The organism is Nocardioides secundeburneus (assembly GCF_039939255.1).
GTDB lineage: Bacteria > Actinomycetota > Actinomycetes > Propionibacteriales > Nocardioidaceae > Nocardioides.
Genome location: NZ_JBDUUE010000005.1, coordinates 116014 through 132988, shown reverse-complemented (window position 1 = coordinate 132988; position 16975 = coordinate 116014). Strand labels below are relative to the sequence as shown.

16 protein-coding genes are annotated in these 16975 nt (G+C 74.1%); all 16 read left to right on the top strand.

The window, feature by feature from the left end:
* Positions 1-87 precede the first annotated feature (87 nt).
* The 16 genes from mraZ to ABFT23_RS14290 all read left to right on the top strand — a co-directional run bounded on the left by mraZ (position 88) and on the right by ABFT23_RS14290 (position 16967).
* Entirely contained in the window at positions 88-510 is a 423-nt protein-coding gene (mraZ, locus tag ABFT23_RS14365) for a division/cell wall cluster transcriptional repressor MraZ (RefSeq protein ID WP_347896310.1), read from the top strand.
* A 252-nt stretch (positions 511-762) separates the two neighbouring features.
* On the top strand, positions 763-945 hold the full coding sequence (locus ABFT23_RS14360) for a hypothetical protein (protein ID WP_347896308.1): 183 nt from the start codon (positions 763-765) through the stop codon (positions 943-945).
* A 1-nt stretch (position 946) separates the two neighbouring features.
* Positions 947-1942 carry a 16S rRNA (cytosine(1402)-N(4))-methyltransferase RsmH gene (rsmH, locus tag ABFT23_RS14355; RefSeq protein WP_347896306.1) on the top strand — a complete coding sequence of 332 codons (996 nt, stop codon included), beginning with the start codon at positions 947-949 and terminating at the stop codon, positions 1940-1942.
* On the top strand, positions 1939-2382 hold the full coding sequence (locus ABFT23_RS14350; protein WP_347896304.1) for a hypothetical protein: 444 nt from the start codon (positions 1939-1941) through the stop codon (positions 2380-2382). Before rsmH ends, ABFT23_RS14350 begins: the two co-directional genes overlap by 4 nt.
* Positions 2379-4217 (top strand): peptidoglycan D,D-transpeptidase FtsI family protein, encoded by a 1839-nt coding sequence (locus tag ABFT23_RS14345; RefSeq protein ID WP_347896302.1) that lies wholly within the window; start codon positions 2379-2381, stop codon positions 4215-4217. Before ABFT23_RS14350 ends, ABFT23_RS14345 begins: the two co-directional genes overlap by 4 nt.
* 20 nt (positions 4218-4237) lie before the next feature.
* The gene (locus ABFT23_RS14340) at positions 4238-5764 is read left to right on the top strand and encodes a UDP-N-acetylmuramoyl-L-alanyl-D-glutamate--2,6-diaminopimelate ligase (RefSeq protein WP_347896300.1); all 1527 of its coding nucleotides are present in this window, start codon (positions 4238-4240) and stop codon (positions 5762-5764) included.
* Positions 5757-7133: a UDP-N-acetylmuramoyl-tripeptide--D-alanyl-D-alanine ligase gene (locus ABFT23_RS14335; protein ID WP_347896298.1), complete on the top strand. Its 1377-nt coding sequence runs from the start codon at positions 5757-5759 to the stop codon at positions 7131-7133. The genes ABFT23_RS14340 and ABFT23_RS14335 overlap by 8 nt, the downstream gene beginning before the upstream one ends.
* Entirely contained in the window at positions 7130-8239 is a 1110-nt protein-coding gene (mraY, locus tag ABFT23_RS14330) for a phospho-N-acetylmuramoyl-pentapeptide-transferase (protein WP_347896296.1), read from the top strand. Before ABFT23_RS14335 ends, mraY begins: the two co-directional genes overlap by 4 nt.
* The gene (gene murD, locus ABFT23_RS14325) at positions 8221-9762 is read left to right on the top strand and encodes a UDP-N-acetylmuramoyl-L-alanine--D-glutamate ligase (protein ID WP_347896294.1); all 1542 of its coding nucleotides are present in this window, start codon (positions 8221-8223) and stop codon (positions 9760-9762) included. The genes mraY and murD overlap by 19 nt, the downstream gene beginning before the upstream one ends.
* An 18-nt stretch (positions 9763-9780) precedes the next feature.
* Positions 9781-10995 carry a putative lipid II flippase FtsW gene (gene ftsW, locus ABFT23_RS14320; RefSeq protein ID WP_347896292.1) on the top strand — a complete coding sequence of 405 codons (1215 nt, stop codon included), beginning with the start codon at positions 9781-9783 and terminating at the stop codon, positions 10993-10995.
* 12 nt (positions 10996-11007) lie between these two features.
* A complete protein-coding gene (gene murG / locus ABFT23_RS14315; protein WP_347896290.1) occupies positions 11008-12090 on the top strand; it encodes an undecaprenyldiphospho-muramoylpentapeptide beta-N-acetylglucosaminyltransferase in 1083 nt (360 codons plus the stop codon).
* Positions 12087-13433, top strand: coding sequence for a UDP-N-acetylmuramate--L-alanine ligase (murC, locus tag ABFT23_RS14310; protein WP_347896288.1), 1347 nt, complete (start codon positions 12087-12089; stop codon positions 13431-13433). The genes murG and murC overlap by 4 nt, the downstream gene beginning before the upstream one ends.
* Positions 13426-14178, top strand: coding sequence for a cell division protein FtsQ/DivIB (locus tag ABFT23_RS14305; RefSeq protein WP_347896286.1), 753 nt, complete (start codon positions 13426-13428; stop codon positions 14176-14178). Before murC ends, ABFT23_RS14305 begins: the two co-directional genes overlap by 8 nt.
* Before the next feature lie 151 nt (positions 14179-14329).
* A complete protein-coding gene (gene ftsZ / locus ABFT23_RS14300; protein ID WP_347896284.1) occupies positions 14330-15526 on the top strand; it encodes a cell division protein FtsZ in 1197 nt (398 codons plus the stop codon).
* A gap of 8 nt (positions 15527-15534) precedes the next feature.
* Positions 15535-16269: a laccase domain-containing protein gene (locus ABFT23_RS14295; protein WP_347897033.1), complete on the top strand. Its 735-nt coding sequence runs from the start codon at positions 15535-15537 to the stop codon at positions 16267-16269.
* On the top strand, positions 16266-16967 hold the full coding sequence (locus tag ABFT23_RS14290) for a YggS family pyridoxal phosphate-dependent enzyme (protein ID WP_347896282.1): 702 nt from the start codon (positions 16266-16268) through the stop codon (positions 16965-16967). Before ABFT23_RS14295 ends, ABFT23_RS14290 begins: the two co-directional genes overlap by 4 nt.
* The last annotated feature ends 8 nt before the right edge of the window (positions 16968-16975 follow it).

The window sequence follows — 16975 nt, the reverse complement described above, 5'->3', positions numbered from 1 at the left end:
ACGGTGGGGCAAAGTGGCGTACTGTGGGGGAAAGTGGAGGATCAAGACGGTGCGGTGGGGCGACATGGCTGAGACAGGAGGTGCCCGATGCGCTTCATGGGCACCTTCCGGCCGAAGCTGGACGAGAAGGGACGCCTCTTCCTGCCCGCCAAGTTCCGCGACGCCCTCGCCGAGGGGGTCGTGGTGACGCAGGGGCAGGAGAACTGCCTCGTCGTCTGGCCGCCCGAGGTCTTCGACGTCGAGGCCGACAAGGCCGCCGAGCGGTCGATGACCGACAAGGCTGCCCGCGGCTACCAGCGCATGTTCTTCTCCGGCGGCGACGAGGTGGTGCCCGACAAGCAGGGCCGCGTCTCGATCCCCGCGCCCCTGCGCGACTACGCCGGCCTGGAGAAGGACGTCGTGGTCATCGGTGTCCGCAACCGCCTCGAGATCTGGAACCCCGCCAGCTGGGAGGAGTACCAGGCCGCCGAGATCCGCAAGTTCGCCGACCTGGACGAGTCCTCCGACTGATCCCCACCCCGCACCACCCCGCACCACCCCGCACGACCCGCAGCACCGACAACAGCACAACGGATCCGTAGGACCTGGTCTTGCCCGCTCCTGCACGCACGGTCTGGGACACCTTCCCCGGTTCCAGAACGCAGCGCTTCCCCATGACCTCGCGCCAGCCGAGGTGGCCGGAGCGGGCGGGACCTGGCCCTACGGATCCTCGCCTCTTCCCAGCAGTTCCGCGGCACCACCCACTTCCCCTGGGGTCGACTCATGAGCACCACTCCCACCGCCCGCGAGGCGGTGACACCCGACCGGCACGACGTCCGGGTGCGTCACCAGGCGCGCGACGCCGCGATCTTGATGACGTCGTCGCTGCTGATGGCGCTGCTGGTCGCCGGCGGCTTCCTGCTGGTCACGGTCCTGGTCCCCGTCCTGTCCGGGCTGGGCCGCTGAGATGAGCCGCCCCCTCCACGACCCGGTGCTCCTCGACCGGGTCGTGGCCCTCCTGCAGCCCGCCCTCGACCACGAGGGCGCCGTGCTGGTCGACGCCACCCTGGGCCTGGGGGGCCACACCGAGGCCGTCCTGGACCGGTGCGGGCTCGCCCGGGTCGTCGGCATCGACCGCGACCCGCGGGCGCTCGACCTGGCCCGTGAGCGTCTCGCGCCGTACGGTGACCGGTTCGTCGGCGTCCACGCGGTCTACGACGAGATCGCCGACGTGCTCGCGGGCCTCGGCCTGGCGGCCGTCGACGGCGTCCTGTTCGACCTCGGCGTCTCGTCGATGCAGCTCGACGTCGCCGAGCGCGGCTTCGCCTACGCCGTCGACGCCCCCCTCGACATGCGCATGGACGGCGGTCCGGACGACGCCCGGCCGACCGCGGCCGACGTGCTGAACACCTACAGCGCGGGTGAGCTCACCCGGGTGCTGCGCGACTACGGCGAGGAGAAGTTCGCCCGCAAGATCGCCGGGGCGATCGTGCGCCGCCGCGAGACGACGCCGTTCACGACCAGCGCCGCCCTCGTCGAGCTGCTCTACGACGAGATCCCGGCCCCGGCCCGGCGCACGGGCGGCCACCCCGCGAAGCGGACCTTCCAGGCGCTGCGCATGGAGGTGAACGACGAGCTGGCCGTGCTGCGCCGCGCGATCCCGGCGGCGATGGCGGCGATCGCGGTCGGGGGCCGGGTGGTGGTGGAGTCGTACCACTCGCTCGAGGACCGTCTCGTCAAGCAGGCGTTCACCGCCGCGACCCGCAGCGACGTGCCGCCCGACCTGCCGTTCGTGCCCGAGGGCAGCGAGCCGGCGATGCGGCTGGTCACCCGCGGCGCCGAGAAGGCCGACACCGCCGAGACCGCCACCAACCCCCGCGCGGCCTCGGTGCGCCTGCGCGCCGTCGAACGAGTCCGTCCCCCCACGACCCACCCCGGCCCGGGAAAGCGAGCACCCCGATGAGCAGCACCGCACCCATGCGCCGTCCCGCGGCGGCCCGCACCCGCCTCGCCCCGCTCGCCGGCGGCGCCGTCGACCGGGCCCGTCTGGCGGTGGTGCCCCGACTGCGCAGCCGCGCGCCGCGGGTGCCGTTCGTGATGCTGGTCAGCCTCGTGCTCCTCGGCGGCGTCGTCGGGCTGCTGCTGTTCAACACCTCGATGCAGCAGGCCTCGTTCACCGTGACCGAGCGCGAGAACGAGGCCGCCGTCCTCGCCGCCCGGCAGCAGGCGCTCGAGACCGAGCTCGCCCTGCTGCGCAACCCGGCCACGATCGCGGAGAACGCGTGCCGGATCGGCATGGTCATGCCGCCGACGGCCGCGGTCATCGACCTCGCCACCGGCAAGGTCACCGGGACGCCGACCGCCGCCCCGGCCGGCGCCTGCCCCGGGCAGGCGACCCGATGAGCCGGCCTTCCCAGCGGCGCCCGGCGCGGCCCGCCCGCAAGCCCGTGCGCAAGCCCGTGCGCCGACCGGCCCGCAAGCCGCGCGGCGCGGCCCCCGGCTCGCCGATGCTGCGCCTGCGGGTCGGCATGGTCTTCATCGCCATGGTGCTCTCGCTCTTCGCCGCCCGGCTGGTCCAGCTGCAGGGCGTCGACCCCAACCAGTACGCCGCCATGGCCGCCGCGGAGGGCGAGGTCAGCGTCATCCTGCCCGCCGAGCGCGGCGACATCGTCGACCGCAACGGCGACCCGCTCGCCGACTCGATCGACGGCCTCATGGTCGTCGCCGACCCGAGCCTGACCCAGAAGCGGGCGACCGAGCTCGCCGGGTTCCTGGCCAAGCGGCTCGACGTCGACTACTTCGCCACCACCGAGAAGCTGCGCGCGCAGGACTCCCGGTTCCAGTACGTCGCCCGCCAGGTACCGGCGGCCAAGGCCCGCGACGTCGTCGCGGCCGCCAAGGAGAAGGGGTTCGTCGGGCTCTCCACCCGCGAGGACCCGGTGCGCACCTACCCGGCGAGGGAGATCGGGGCGAACCTGGTCGGCTTCCTCGGCACCCCGGCCAAGGACGGCAGCGCCCGGCCGCTCGCCGGCCTCGAGACCTCGTTCAACACCTACCTGTCCGGCCACGACGGCGAGGCGCGCTACCAGAAGGGCGCCAGCGGCGACCGGGTGCCGCTCGGCACCAACGTGGTCGACCCCGCCCGCGACGGGCAGAACCTGACGCTGACCATCGACCGCGACCTGCAGTGGTACTCCCAGCAGGTCCTCGCGGACGCCGTGAAGCAGGCGCGCGGCGACTCCGGCTCGATCATCGTCGGCGACAGCCTCACCGGCGAGGTCCTCGCGCTCGCCGACTACCCGACCTACGACGCCTCGCGACCCGACCTGTCGTCGTCCAGCCTCTACAGCTCGCGGGCGCTCAGCGACCCCTACGAGCCCGGCTCGGTCGAGAAGGCGCTCACGATGGCCGGACTCATCGACGCCGGCAAGGCCACCGCGCGCACCAAGGTCGTCGTCCCGCCGCGGCTCGAGCGGCAGGACCGCCCCATCAACGACTACTTCGAGCACGACACCCTGCGCCTCACGCTCGCCGGCGTGCTGGCCAAGTCGTCGAACATCGGCACGGTGATCGCCGCCGACCGCTACGGGCCGGGCGAGCTGCGCGACTACCTGACCCGGTTCGGCCTCGGCTCGCGCACCGACGTCGGCCTCGGCGGCGAGACACCCGGCATCCTGCCGTCGGGCAAGCTGTGGACCAGCCAGACCGCCGACCGCATCGCCTTCGGCCAGTCGCTCTCGGTCAACGCCCTGCAGATGTGGGCGGCGATCAACACCATCGCCAACGGCGGCGAGCGCATCGACCCGAGCCTGGTCAAGGGCCGGGCCACGCTCGACGACGGCACCGAGGTCGGCACCGACGTGGCGAAGCGCTCCCGCGTCGTCAGCGAGGACGCCGCCCGCCAGACCGCCCGGATGATGGAGCGCGTCGTCGACCCCGACGCCGGCGTGGCGCCGGGCGCCCGGGTGGAGGGCTACCGCGTCGCCGGCAAGACCGGCACCGCGCAGCGCGTCGTCGACGGCGTCTACGACGGCTCGTTCACCGTCTCGTTCGCCGGGTTCGCCCCGGCCGACGACCCGCGCTTCACCGTCTACGTCGTCGTCCACAACCCGCGCAACGGCGGGGGCGGCGGATCCGTCGGTGGCCCGGCGTTCTCGAAGGTGATGGGCTACGCCCTGCGGCGCTACGCCGTGGCGCCGACCGGCACCCCACCCTCGCGGCTGCCCGTCGAGTGGTGATGGGTGAGGATGGGTCGGCCATGCCGACCCCGCCGACCGACTCACCCGCCACCCGACCCGCCACCCGACCCGCCGTCCCGCTCGCCGAGGTGGCCCGGTGGCTGCCCGACGCCGTCCTGCGCGGCGACGGCGACGTCGTGGTGCACGGGCTCACGCTGTCGTCGCAGCGCGTGGTCGCCGGCGACCTCTACGCCGCGCTGCCGGGCAGCCGCGCGCACGGCGTCCAGTACGCCGGGTCGGCCGTCGAGGCGGGCGCCGTCGCCGTCCTGACCGACGAGGCCGGGGCCGACCAGGCCCCCGCGGGGGTGCCGCTGCTCGTCGTGGCCCGCCCGCGCGAGGTGCTCGGCGGGCTCGCGGCCCGCCTGAACGGTGATCCGGCGACGTCGATGCGGATGATCGGCGTCACCGGCACCCAGGGCAAGACGACGACCACCCGCCTGGCCGAGGCCGGCCTCGAGGGGGCTGGTGTGCGCGCCGCCGTCGTCGGCACGGTCGGCACCCGCATCGCCGGCCACGACGTGAGGACCAGCCTCACCACCCCCGAGGCGCCCGACCTGCACGCGCTGTTCGCGGTGATGCGCGAGCGCGACGTCGTCGCCTGCGCCATGGAGGTCTCCAGCCACGCGCTGGTCATGGGCCGTGTCGACGGCGTCGTGTTCGACGTCGCGGTGTTCCTCAACCTCGGGCGCGACCACCTCGACTTCCACACCGACGTCGAGGACTACTACCGCGCCAAGGCCTCCCTCTTCACACCCGGGCGGGCCCGGCTCGCGCTGCTCAACGCCGACGACGAGCACGGTCGCCGCCTCGCCGGTGAGACGTCGCTGCCGGTGCGCACCTTCGCCCTCGACCGGCCCGACGCCGACTGGCGCGCCGTCGACCTCGAGCTCGAGCGCGAGGGCTCCCGGTTCACCATCGAGGGGCCGGACGGCGTGCGCGTGCCCGGGGGCGTGCCCCTGCCCGGCCGGTTCAACGTGGCCAACACTCTCGCCGCCGTGGCCGCAGCGGCCGAGGCCGGCTTCGACCCCGCCGCCGTCGCGACCGCGATCGCCGCCTCGGGCGGCGTGCCGGGCCGGCTCGAGCGGGTCGAGGCCGGTCAGGACTTCCTCGTCGTCGTCGACTACGCCCACAAGCCCGACGCCGTCGAGGCCGCCATCGGCACGCTCCGCCCGCTCGCCGAGGCCGGTCACGGCCGGGTCGTCGTCGTGCTCGGGGCCGGCGGCGACCGCGACCCCGGCAAGCGGCCGATCATGGCCGAGATCGCCGCGCGGCTCGCCGACGTGCTCGTGGTCACCGACGACAACCCCCGCACCGAGGACCCCGCCGTCATCCGCGCCGCGATGGTCGCCGGCGTCGGCGAGGCCGACCGGCACAAGGTGGTCGAGGTCGGCGACCGGCGCGCAGCGATCGAGCACGCCCTCGGCCTCGCCCGCGCCGGCGACGTCGTCCTCGTCGCCGGCAAGGGCCACGAGACCGGTCAGGAGGTGCACGGGGTCGTGCACGACTTCGACGACCGCGTGGTCGCGCGCGAGGTGCTCGGTGCTTGACCTCTCCCTGGGCGAGATCGCCCGCATCGTCGGCGGCCGACAGCACGGCCGCGACGTGGTGGTCTCGGGCGGGGCCTACGTCGACAGCCGCGAGCCCGTCGACGGCGGGCTCTACGTCGCGCTCGCGGGCGAGCGGGTCGACGGTCACCTCTACGCCGACGGCGCGCACGCCGTGCTCGGCAGCCGGCCCACCACGCCGCCGACCGTCGTGGTCGACGACGTCACCGTCGCCCTCGGACGGCTCGCCCGCGCGGTCGTCGACCGGCTGCCCGCCGACGTGCTCGCCCTCACCGGCTCGCAGGGCAAGACCAGCACCAAGGACCTGCTGGCCCACGTGCTCGGCGAGAGCTCGGTGGCCACCCGGGCCAACAACAACAACGAGCTCGGCGTCCCCCTCACCGTGCTGCGCGCCGACGAGACGACCGAACGACTGCTGCTCGAGATGGGGGCCCGCGGGGTCGGCCACATCGCCTACCTGTGCGAGATCGCGCCGCCCACGGTCGCCGCCGTGCTCAACGTCGGCACCGCCCACGTCGGCGAGTTCGGCGGGGTCGAGGCGATCGCCGCCGCGAAGGGCGAGATCGTCGAGGCGCTCCCGGCCACGGGCACCGCGGTGCTCAACGCCGACGACCCCCGCGTCGCGGCGATGGCCGCACGTACCGCGGCCACCGTGCTCACCTTCGGCGAGCACGCCGACGTCCGCTGGCGCGACGTCACGCTCGACGCGCTCGGCCGCGCGCGGTTCGAGCTCGGCCACGACGGGCTCTGGGCCCCGGTCGCGCTGCAGGTCACCGGGGAGCACCAGGTGGCCAACGCCGCCGCGGCCGCCGCGATGGCCCTGGCCGTCGGCCTGCCGCTCGACGGACCCGACGGCATCGCGGCCCGGCTGTCCACGGCCGAGGCCGCCTCGCCCTGGCGCATGGAGGTCGGCGAGCGCGCCGACGGCCTGCTGGTGCTCAACGACTCCTACAACGCCAACCCCGCCTCGATGCGGGCCGCGCTCGACGCCGTCCGCGCTCTCGGGCGCGAGCGTCCGGGCCGCACGATCGCCGTCCTGGGGGAGATGCGCGAGCTCGGCGACGAGCACGACGCCGCGCACGCCGAGGTCGGCGGGGCCGCGTCCGGCGTCGACGTCGTCGTGGTCGTGGGCGACGCCGCAGCGGGCATCGCCGACGGCGCTCGTGCGGCCGGCGTGGGTGAGGTGATCGTCACGGCGGGGCGCGACGACGCACTGGCCTGGGTGCGCGAGAATGCCGGGGCCGGGGACGCCGTCCTCGTCAAGGCATCCCGGGGCGTGGCGCTCGAGGTGCTCGCCGCCGCCCTGCTGGCCGACCGCCCGCAGGCCCCAGAGGAAGGAGACCGTCCGTGAGAGCGATCCTCCTCGGTGGCGGCATCGCCCTCATCGTCTCCCTGCTCGGCACGCGGGTCGCGATCCGGCAGTTCACCCGTCTCGGCTACGGCCAGGAGATCCGCGACGACGGGCCCACCTCGCACCACACCAAGCGCGGCACGCCCACGATGGGCGGCGTCGCGATCATCGGTGCCACCGTGGTGGGCTACTTCGGCGCCAAGCTCATCACGATGAGCGCGCCGTCGGCGTCCGGCCTGCTGCTGATCTACCTGTTCGTCGGGTGCGGCATGGTCGGCTTCCTCGACGACTTCATCAAGATCTACAAGCAGCGCAGCCTCGGCCTGCGCAGCAAGGCCAAGATCGTCGGCCAGACGTTCGTCGCCGTCTCGTTCGGCGCGCTGGCGCTCTCGCCCTGGCTCGAGGACGACGGCGGGCGCACCCCGGCCAGCGACAAGATCTCGTTCCTGCGCGAGATCGACTGGCTCGCGCTGCCGTTCATCGTCGCGGTGCTGCTGATCTGGCTGATCGTCACCGGCACCAGCAACGCCGTCAACCTCGCCGACGGCCTCGACGGCCTCGCCGCCGGATCGTGCGTGATGGTCTTCGGCGCCTACATGCTGGTGAACATCTGGCAGTCGAGCCAGTCGTGCCAGATCAACGCCAGCGGCCAGTGCTACGACGTGCGCGACCCGCTCGACCTCGCCATCATCGCCGCCGCCATCACCGGGGCCTGCTTCGGCTTCTTGTGGTGGAACGCCTCGCCCGCCGCCATCTTCATGGGCGACACCGGCTCGCTCGGCCTCGGCGGCGTGCTCGCCGGGTTCGCGATCCTCACCCGCACCGAGCTGCTGCTCGTCATCCTCGGCGGGCTGTTCGTGCTCATCACGCTGTCGTCGATGATCCAGACCACCGTGTTCAAGGCGAGCCGCAAGAGCGCGCTGTTCCGCAGGGTCTTCCGGGTCCAGGCCCAGCACCGCGTCTTCCGCATGGCGCCCCTGCACCACCACTTCGAGATGCTCGGCTGGGAGCAGGTCACCATCGTGGTCCGGTTCTGGATCATCACCGGGCTCTTCGTCGCCACGGGCCTCGGCATCTTCTACGCCGAATGGGTCGCGAGGTTGTGAGCGGGCCCGACACCTCATCCCTGGGTCGCGAGTCGTCCTGGGACGGCGTCCGCGTCGTCGTGCTGGGCTTCGGCGTCTCGGGGTTCGCGGCCGCCGACAACCTCACGCACCTCGGTGCGTCGGTCACCGCGCTGGCCGACCGCGCGACCGCGGCGCAGCTGGAGAAGGCCGAGCTGCTCGAGGTGCTCGGCGCCCGCGTCGACATCCACGCCGGCGCCACCGAGCGCCTGCCCGACGACGGCGTCGACCTCGTCATCGCCTCGCCCGGGTTCCGCCCCGACAGCCCGCTGCTGCAGCAGGCGGCCGATCGCGGCGTGCCGGTGTGGGGCGAGGTCGAGCTCGCGTGGCGCCTGCGCCCGGTGGGGCCGAGCGGCGAGCCGGCGCCCTGGCTGTGCGTCACGGGCACCAACGGCAAGACCACGACCACGCAGATGCTCGACACGATCCTGCGCACGGCCGGGCTGCGCAGCGTCGCGGCCGGCAACGTCGGGCTGCCCATCGTCGAGGCCGTCATGGACCCCGCGCCCTACGACGTGTTCGCCGTCGAGCTGTCCAGCTTCCAGCTGCACTACACCTCCTCCATGGGCGCCCAGGCCGCCGCCGTCCTCAACCTCGCCGAGGACCACCTCGACTGGTACGCCGGCGACTGGCTCGGCCGCGCCGGCCACGCCACCGGCATGGACGCCTACGCCGCCGACAAGGGCCGCATCTACGACGGCGTCGAGCGGGCGTGCGTCTACAACCTCGCCGACCCCGGCACCGAGGCGCTCGTGCGCGAGGCCGAGGTCGTCGAGGGCGCCCGCGCCGTCGGGTTCACGCTCGGCATGCCGTCGGTCGGCAACCTCGGCGTCGTCGAGGACCTCCTCGTCGACCGTGCCTTCATCGAGGAGCGCGCCACCAGCGCCGCCGAGCTGTGCACCCTCGCCGACCTCGCCCCCGACGGCGGCGAGCCCGCGCCGCACGTGGTGGCCAACGCGCTCGCCGCGGCCGCGCTGGCGCGGGCGCACGGCGTCGACCAGGTCGCCGTCCGCGACGGGCTGCGCGGGTTCCGGCTCGACGGCCACCGCATCGCCGTCGTCGCCACCCGCGACGGCATCACCTGGGTCGACGACTCCAAGGCCACCAACCCGCACGCCGCCCAGTCCTCGCTGCAGGCCTACGACCCCGTCGTGTGGGTCGCCGGCGGGCTCGCGAAGGGCGCGTCCTTCGACGAGCTCGTGCGCTCGGTCGCCTCGCGCCTGCGGGGCGTCGTGCTCATCGGCCGCGACCGCGACGTCATCGCCGCCTCGCTTTCGCGACACGCCCCCGATGTACCCGTGATCACGCTCGACGCGCCCGACACTGGGTCGACAGAAGGCGGACCCGACCTCATGCGCCGGGTCGTCGCGGCGGCCGAGCAGCTGGCCGTCGCGGGCGACACGGTCCTGCTGGCCCCCGGGTGCGCCTCGCAGGACCAGTTCACCGACTACGGCGCGCGTGGGGACATGTTCGCCGAGGCGGCACGCGGCACACCTTCCCCTTAAGCCGACAGGAGTCACCGGGTGACGACAGCGACCCCCGAGCTCTCCTTCCGCCGCGGCTGGGTCCGCTCGCTGCGCGAGGCGCTCGACCGCCCGCTCACGACCTACTACCTGCTGCTCGGCTCGGCGGCGCTGCTGCTCACCATCGGCCTCGTCATGGTGCTCAGCGCCTCCAGCGTCTTCTCCTACGAGAACACCGGCGACTCCTACACGATCGTGCGCCGGCAGCTGATGTGGGTCGTCGTCGGCGTCCCCGTCGCGATCGTGGCGAGCCGGGTCAGCCTCGTGTGGGTGCGCCGGCTCACCTACCCGGCGTTCTCCGTCTCGCTCGTGCTGCTCACGCTCACCGCGTTCCTGGGCGTCGAGCGCAACGGCAACACCAACTGGCTCGCGCTCGGTCCGTTGATCATCCAGCCCTCGGAGATCGCCAAGCTGTCGCTGGTGCTGTGGGCCGCGCACATCTACGCCAACAAGTCCCGCCGTCTGGGCAGCCTGCACCAGGTGATGGTGCCCGTCGTGCCCGGCATGCTGGTCGCCACCGGCCTGGTCATCTTCGGGCGCGACCTCGGCACCGCGCTCGTGCTGTTCGCGATCCTCATCGGCATGCTCTGGGTCGTCGGCGCGCCCGCCCGGCTGTTCGTCATCGCCAGCATGCTCGTGGCTGTCTCGGCGCTCGCCGTCGCCGCCACCAGCGCCAACCGTCTCGCCCGCATCACCAACTTCGTCGACCCGTTCCAGGACTTCCACGGCACCGGGTGGCAGTCGGCCCACGGCCTCTACGCGATGTCGTCGGGCGGGGTGTTCGGGCAGGGCATCGGGGCCAGCACCCAGAAGTGGGGCGGCCTGCCCGAGGCCCACACCGACTACATCTTCGCCGTGCTCGGCGAGGAGCTCGGCCTCTTCGGCACCCTGCTGGTCATCGCGCTGTTCCTCACCATCGCCTTCTCGGCCCTGCGCATCGCGCGGCGCACCGACGACGCCTTCGTGCGCTTCGCCTCGTTCGGCATCGTGGTCTGGGTCATCGGCCAGATGATCATCAACGTCGGCATGGTGCTCGCGCTGCTGCCGGTCATCGGCATCCCGTTGCCGCTGGTCTCCTACGGCGGCTCGAGCCTGCTGCCCACGCTCGCCGCCCTCGGCCTCCTGGTCGGCTTCGCCCGGCGCGAGCCCGAGGCCGCCCGGGCCCTCGCGCAGCGCCGCAAGGCCCGTTCGGCAGGGCTCGCCGCGCGCCGCTAGCGTCTAGGCATCATGCGCGTCCTTCTCGCCGGCGGCGGCACCGCCGGCCACACCTCGCCCCTGCTCGCCACGGCCGACGCCCTGCGACGACTCGACCCCGACGTCCACATCACGTGCCTCGGCACGCCGCGCGGGCTCGAGAACCGCGTCGTCCCGGAGGCCGGCTACCCGCTCGAGCTGGTGCCCCCGGTGCCGCTGCCCCGCAAGCCCAACGCCGACCTCGTCCGGGTGCCGGGCCGACTGCGCGGCGCGGTGAAGGAGACGCTGGCGATCTTCGACCGGGTCCGGCCAGACGTCGTCGTCGGCTACGGCGGCTACGTGTCGATGCCGGCCTACCTCGCCGCCCGGCGCCGCAAGCTGCCGCTCGTCGTCCACGAGCAGAACTCGCTGCCCGGCCTGGCCAACAAGGCCGGCGCCCGGGTCGCCTCGCGCGTGGCGGTCAGCTTCCCCGACACCCCGCTGAAGGGCGCCGAGTACGTCGGACTGCCGATCCGTCGGATGATCTCGACGCTCGACCGCGCGGCGCTGCGCGCCGAGGCCCGGGCCTTCTTCGGCCTCGACCCCGACCGGCCGACCCTCGTCGTCACCGGCGGCTCGCAGGGCGCTCGGCGCCTCAACCAGGCCGTCTCGGGCGCCGCGCGCGCCCTGGGCGAGGCCGGCGTGCAGGTGCTGCACGTCGTCGGACCGAAGGGCGAGGCCTCGCCCGAGCAGACCGGCGCGCCCTACGTCGTCGTGCCCTACGTCGACCGCATGGACTACGCCCTCGCCGCCGCCGACCTGATGGTCTGCCGCGGCGGCGCCTCCAGCGTCGTCGAGGCCGCGGCCACCGGCGTGCCCGCCATCTTCGTGCCGCTGCCGATCGGCAACGGCGAGCAGCGGATGAACGCCTCCGCGATCGTCGAGGCCGGGGGAGCCTTGATGGTCGACGACGCCGACCTCACCGCCGACCGGGTGGCCGACACCGTGCCCGCGCTCGCCACCGACGAGTCGCGCCTGGCCGCCATGAGCGCCGCGGCCTCGGGCCTCGTGCCCCGCGACGCCGACGACAAGCTCGCCGCGATCGTCGCCGAGGAAGCCGGCAGGGCCGGCCGGTGAGGGTCCCCGTGCCCGACCCGGTGCCCGCGCTCGCCGACCTCGGCCGCGTGCACCTCGTGGGCATCGGCGGGGCCGGACTGTCCGGCATCGCCCGCATCCTGCTCGGCCGCGGCGTCACCGTCAGCGGCAGCGACGGCACCGAGTCGCCCGCGCTCGAGGCGCTGCGCGAGCTCGGGGCGACCGTGCACGTCGGCCACGACGCGACCCACGTGCACGACGTCGACACCCTCGTCGTCTCCACCGCGATCCCCGACGACAACCCCGAGTACGTCGAGGCCGTGCGCCGCGGGCTCACCGTGCTGCCCCGCTCGGCCGGGCTCGCCGCCGCCATGGACGGCCAGCGCGTCGTCGCCGTCGCCGGCACGCACGGCAAGACCACCACGACCTCGCTGCTCACCGTCGCCCTCCAGGCCGCCGGCGCCGACCCGTCCTACGCGATCGGCGGCGACCTCGCCGCCACCGGCGTCAACGCCGCCGTCGGCGGGGGCGAGGTGTTCGTGGCCGAGGCCGACGAGAGCGACGGCGCCTTCCTCGTCTACGACGTCGCGGGCGCCATCGTGACCAACGTGGACGCCGACCACCTCGACCAGTGGGGCACCCCCGAGGCCTACGCGGCCGCGTTCGACACCTTCGCCGACGGGGTCGACGACTTCCTCGTCTGCTGTGTCGACGACCCCGGTGCCGCCGCCCTGGCCGACCGCCACGAGGCCGCCGGACGACGCGTCGTCCGCGTCTCGGTCGCCGACGACGCCGCGCTCGGCGACGTCACCCTGTGGGCCCCCGGTGACCACTACCGCATCGACGCCCTCGCCGCGCTCGCCGCGGGGGAGGCGCTCGGCCACGACCGCGCCGACCTGCTGCGCGGCATCGCCTCCTACACCGGCACGCGACGACGCATGGAGCCCAAGGGCGAGGCCGGCGGCGTCCGCGTCTACGACAGCTACGCCCACCACCCGACCGAGATCGTCGGCGACCTGCAGTCGGCCAGGGCGCTGGCGGGGGAGGGGCGGCTCGTCGTCGCCTTCCAGCCGCACCTGGTCTCGCGCACCCGCATCTTCGGCACCGAGATGGGCCGCGCGCTGGGTGCGGCCGACGAGGTCGTCGTCCTCGACCTCTACCTGGCCCGGGAGGCACCCGACCCCGAGGTCACCTCCGCGCTCGTCGCCGACGCCGTCCCGCTGCCCCGCGAGCGGGTCGGTCGGGCCTCGCTGGAGGCGGCCGCGGCGGCCCTCGTCGAGCGTGCGCGCCCCGGCGACCTCGTGCTCACGCTGGGTGCGGGCACCGTCACGCGCGTCGGTCCCGAGGTCCTGCGACTTCTGGGTCACACTGGCGAGGATGGCTAGGACGAGCACGACCAGACGGACCGACGAGGAGCGGCAGCGGCGCCGCTTCGCGCGCCGTCAGTGGGCCCGACGTTGGCTGACACTGCGCTACCTCGCCGTCGCGCTGCTGCTCGTCGTGCTCGTCGGCGGCGGCACCTACGCGGTCTACTTCTCCGACACGCTGTCGGTGCAGGACGTCGAGGTCTCCGGCACCGACACGGTCCAGACCTCCGAGATCGAGCGGGTCGCGGCGGTGCCGCTCGGCGGACCGCTGGCCACCGCCGACCTGGTCGCCGTCGAGCGCCGGGTGGGGGCCCTCGCCTCGGTCCGCAGCGTCGAGGTCACCCGCAAGTGGCCGCACTCGGTGCTCATCACGGTGCAGGAGCGCGAACCGGTCGCCGTGGTGCAGCGCGGGGACACCTACCGCACCGTCGACGTCGAGGGCGTCGCGTTCGGCTCGTTCAAGCGCGCGCCGACCGACCTGCCCCGCATCGAGGCGCCGACCTCGACCACGGTCACCGACCCGGACGCCGTCGGCGAGGCGGTCACCGTGCTGGCCGCGCTGCCCGACGAGGTCGCCGTCCGCGTCGACCACCTGGTGCTGCGCAGCGCCGACGAGATCGAGCTGGTGCTGCGCGACGACCGCGTCGTGCAGTGGGGCGGGGCCGAGGGCTCGGCGCAGAAGGGCGAGGTGCTGCTCGCCCTGCTGTCGCAGCCGGCGAAGAGCTACGACGTGAGCGTGCCGGCACAACCCGTCGTGCAGTGACGCGGCGTGTCTGACCGATCCGGGGGCGCGGACTGCCTACTGTCGTGCCCACGACGAGGTTGACATAACTATAACCCTCAGCCTGAGGGTCACAGTTCGGCCTCGCCCCGTCTCCCACATTCTTCCGCACCGTCCGAGAGGTGAAGCCGTCGTGGCTGCAGCACAGAACTACCTGGCGATCATCAAGGTCGTGGGCATCGGTGGCGGCGGCGTCAACGCCGTCAACCGGATGATCGAGGTCGGCCTCAAGGGCGTCGAGTTCATCGCCATCAACACCGACGCGCAGGCGCTGCTGATGAGCGACGCCGACGTCAAGCTCGACATCGGCCGCGAGCTCACCCGCGGCCTCGGCGCCGGCGCCAACCCGTCCGTGGGCGGCCAGGCGGCCGAGGACCACGCCGAGGAGATCGAGGAGGTGATCAAGGGTGCCGACATGGTCTTCGTCACCGCCGGCGAGGGCGGCGGCACCGGCACCGGCGGCGCGCCCGTCGTGGCCCGCATCGCCCGCTCGCTGGGCGCCCTCACCATCGGCGTCGTCACGCGCCCCTTCGCCTTCGAGGGACGCCGGCGCATGGGCTCGGCCGACGAGGGCATCGCGGCCCTGCGTGAGGAGGTCGACACCCTCATCGTCATCCCCAACGACCGGCTGCTCTCGATCAGCGACCGCAACGTCTCGGTGCTCGACGCCTTCAAGCAGGCCGACCAGGTGCTGCTCCAGGGCGTCTCCGGCATCACCGACCTGATCACCACCCCGGGCCTGATCAACCTGGACTTCGCCGACGTCAAGTCCGTCATGGCCAACGCCGGCTCCGCCCTCATGGGCATCGGTTCGGCCCGAGGCGACGACCGTGCCGTCGCGGCCGCCGAGATGGCCGTGTCGAGCCCGCTGCTCGAGGCCAGCATCGACGGCGCCCACGGCGTCCTGCTCTCGATCGCCGGCGGCTCCGACCTCGGCCTGTTCGAGATCAACACCGCCGCCGCGCTCGTCGCCGACGCCGTGCACCCCGAGGCCAACATCATCTTCGGCGCCACGATCGACGACGCCCTCGGCGACGAGGTGCGGGTCACCGTCATCGCCGCCGGGTTCGACGGCGGCACGCCCAAGCGCCGTGCCGAGGGCACCACCCTGCGCCAGCAGGCCGGCGTCCCGGCACCCGAGCCGGCGAAGGAGGAGGCCAAGGCCGTCGCCGCGCCCGAGCGTCGCGAGCCCGAGCACCGCGCGCCCCAGACGGCCCCGCCGACGCAGCCGGCCCAGCCGACCTCGAGCCCGGCTCAGCCGACGTCGCGCCCGGCCACGCAGGTCGTCTTCGACGACGACGACCTCGACATCCCCGACTTCCTGAAGTAGAGGTCGCCCTGTACCACCACCGCTCCACCCTCGGCCCCGTCGAGCTGGCCTTCACCGACCGGCACGGCGGGGTCAGCGGCGTCCCCTACGACTCGCTCAACCTCGCCCTGCTCGAGGACGGCGCCCCCGACGTGCCCCGGCGCAACCTCGCCATCGTGCTCGACGACTTCGCCCCCGGGTGCAGCGCCGACGCCGTGGCCGACATGAGCCAGGTGCACGGGAGCCGCGTCGTCGTCGCGGCACCCGGCGGCCCCCGGCCGGAGGCCGACGGCATCGTCACCGACCGGCCCGGCGTCGTCCTGGTGACGCGCGCGGCCGACTGCGTCCCGGTGCTGCTCGCCGATGCCGCCGCCGGCGTCGTCGGGGCAGCGCACGCCGGGCGGCCCGGCGTCGCGGCCGGCGTCGTGGCGGCCACCGTCGAGGCGATGCGCGACCTCGGCGCCCGCGACGTCACCGCCTGGGTCGGCCCCCACGTGTGCGGCGCCTGCTACGAGGTGCCGCAGCAGCTGCAGGACGACGTCGCCGCGCTCGTGCCGGCCACCCGGGCCACGACCTCGTGGGGCACCCCCTCGCTCGACCTCGGCGCCGGCGTCCGTGCGCAGCTCGAGGCGGCCGGTGCCGCTGTCGTCGACGTCGCGGCCTGCACCCGCGAGAGCGCCGACCTCTACTCCCACCGCCGCGACGGCGCCCGCGCCGGGCGCCACGCCGGCCTCGTCCGCCTCGCCGCCGGGGGAGCGCGGTGACCGGGCGCAGCGGCGACGTCGCCGCCCGCCTCGCCGCCGTCCGCGACCGCATCCGGCAGGCCTGCGACGACGCCGGTCGCGACCCCGACGACGTCACGCTCGTCGCCGTCACCAAGTTCTTCCCCGCCTCCGACGTCCGGATCCTCGCCGACCTCGGCGTCACCCACGTCGGGGAGAACCGGCACCAGGAGGCTCAGGCCAAGGCCGCCGACTGTGCCGACCTCGACCTCGTCTGGCACTTCATCGGCGGGCTGCAGAGCAACAAGGCCGCCGCCGTCGCCTCCTACGCCGACGTCGTCGAGTCGCTCGACCGGGCCAAGCTCGTCACCGGCCTCCAGCGCGGCGCCGACGAGCGGAGCCGGACGCTCGACGTGCTGCTGCAGGTCAGCCTCGACCCGCCCGACGCCGCCGGCCGGGCCGGGGCCGGTCCCGCCGACCTCGGCGACCTCGCCGCCCGCGTCGGCGACGCGCCGATGCTCAGGCTGCGTGGTCTGATGGCCGTCGCGCCGCTCGGCGAGGACCCCACGACGGCGTTCGCGCGCCTCGCCGAGATCCGCTCCGGCTTCGTCGCCGACCACCCCGACGCGGTCCTGCTCTCGGCCGGCATGAGCGGCGACCTCGAGGCGGCGATCGCGGCCGGCGCGACACACGTGCGCGTCGGCTCCGCGGTCCTCGGATCCAGGCCCTCGGTGCATTAGTGTCACGA